This is a genomic window from Desulforamulus profundi, assembly GCF_002607855.1.
This window is the reverse complement of sequence record NZ_AWQQ01000159.1, coordinates 1-2,029: the sequence shown is the minus strand read 5'-3', so window position 1 is coordinate 2,029 and position 2,029 is coordinate 1. Positions and strand designations below refer to the sequence as shown.

The 2,029-nt window shown below is 49.4% G+C and carries 1 protein-coding gene and 1 pseudogene; one reads left to right on the top strand and one right to left on the bottom strand.

The features are described 5' to 3' along the window. Positions 1-549: 549 nt before the first annotated feature. Entirely contained in the window at positions 550-879 is a 330-nt protein-coding gene (locus tag P378_RS24435) for a transposase (protein WP_420796029.1), read from the top strand. A 213-nt stretch (positions 880-1,092) separates the two neighbouring features. Here P378_RS24435 and P378_RS18625 read toward each other — a convergent pair. Then, positions 1,093-1,596: pseudogene (locus tag P378_RS18625) on the bottom strand (IS110 family RNA-guided transposase); the annotation flags it as partial. Positions 1,597-2,029: the final 433 nt, after the last annotated feature.

Genomic DNA, 2,029 nt, shown 5'->3' with positions numbered 1-2,029 from the left:
GCACTGCCCCATGCCCATGGTGGTCCTTCTGCCCCACCCCGGCGTAGAAGGCAAAGCCGGCCAGCAGATTCACCTGCCGGGCATGTTCCGGAGTCGACGGACCACCTGCCGCCCGAGGCCGAAGTACAGTGACCAGGGAGAAGAACAGGGCCTTGAACCTGATTTTTCTCAAGTTTTCCACATACCAGAAAACCTSTTTGGTCAGGCATCCACAGCAGTTATAGGYAACCTAACACCCGATRAAATCGCCAATCTGCCTGTGGAAKAATTGGTAGACCTGATGCTGCAACACGGAAACCACCGGCTTAAGGATGTTCCTGAGATGGCCAMGRCCCTTAAACGGGCAGCCCGWAACTCYTAYCGTTTAAACCCGAAAATGCAAGAATCTGTGGACATTACACTGGCTATGTCCCTTGAGACCATCTGGTTCTTTGAGARGCAGCAAAAGAAAATCGATCAGGCTATCGCCAAAGAGATAAAGGCAATTCCACACACGTTGGAAACTATTCCAGGCATCGGRCCGGTTTACGCAGCCGGCATARTACCGARATCGGCGAYATTTCAAGGTTTGACAATCACAATAGCCTTGCCAAATTYGCGGGCTTAACCTGGCGGCARAACCAATCAAGCAARTTCAACGCCCAGGATATTCCCTTAACCAGGTCAGGTAACTACTACCTGCGGTATTACCTTGTAGAAGCRGCCAACTCCGTCCGGGTGTKGGAGCCGGAGTATGGTGAGTTCTACCGCAGGAAGTATGCCGAAGCCAGACATCACCATCATAAACGTGCTTTAGTCCTTACGGCCCGCAAACTCGTTCGCATGGTCTTCRCGCTGCTGAGTGAARGCCAAATCTACCAGCAGAGGAGGGTGAATTAGTAATATTTTACAATTTACATTTTCTTTYATAACTGGGAATCTATTACGATTGYTGGYAGGGATACTTATTGCCTGATCTAAATTAATAAACCGCCTCGAGGGTGGTCAATTTTTTGGTTGTCACGGTGGTCAACTTTTTGATTGACATTACTAACAACGCTTGGGTTACTTTTTTATACTAGTCGTTTTCAATTATTGCTTCAATCATGGCACGCCAGATTTGCCCAGTACGTCGCTGGCCACGGAAGACAACTTGATGTTGGCACMTTCAAGGACCTTTTGGATACGGTTGATTTCCCGTGCCCGYTCTTCGATAAGGCTCCGGCGGTAACGGATGAGYTCCCGCAATTCCCTTTGTTCGCGGGAAGGAATATAACTGCCTTGCAAGAGGCCATGGCGGAGCAAACCGGCAATCCATTCTGCATCTTTTACATCGGTTTTACGCCCGGGGACATTTTTGATRTGTTTAGCATTTACCACCATTGGCTGGATGTCTTCCAGTTCCAGCAAGTTATAGATGGGTTTCCAATACGAACCGGTGCTTTCCATCGCCACATGGGTGCAACCTTTGGTTTTAAGCCAGTCCACCATAGAAATAAGGTCATCGGTCATTGTTGAAAATGTGCGAATCTCTTTACCTTCAGGAGTGATGACACAGGCCACTACGTTCTTCTTATGAACGTCAAGCCCGCAGCAATGGGTGTACACAACTTCCATGTGTTCTTTCTCCCTCTACGGCAGTTAAATTGAAGGGCTGGTGCAACAACCATATGTGGTTATTCTATCCTGCGTGCTTCCCCAAAAGGGGGCAACAATCTGTGGTGCACCTGGTCGTTGGGGTCTGTCTATGAGACGGGCTCGCAGCACCAAGTAGATACGACCTCCCTTCGCCAGCCGTAGAATAAAGATTCTTCACAGCACCATTTTCATCCTTCTGCTGGTGCCGCGTCAGCGGCATGGGGGTCTGTAAAGCCCCGGCCAAGCCGGGGCCGTTTTTTCACGTATCATTTCCACCGGTGCAAATCATTCACAGATCCCTGTAACAAAGTTCAGGGTGAAACGTCTATACTGGTAAAATGATACTAAGGAGTGAGTTCCTTTGGGTAAAAAATTGTCAGCGCCCTTGTGGCGGGCTGCCTGGCCACCGGCC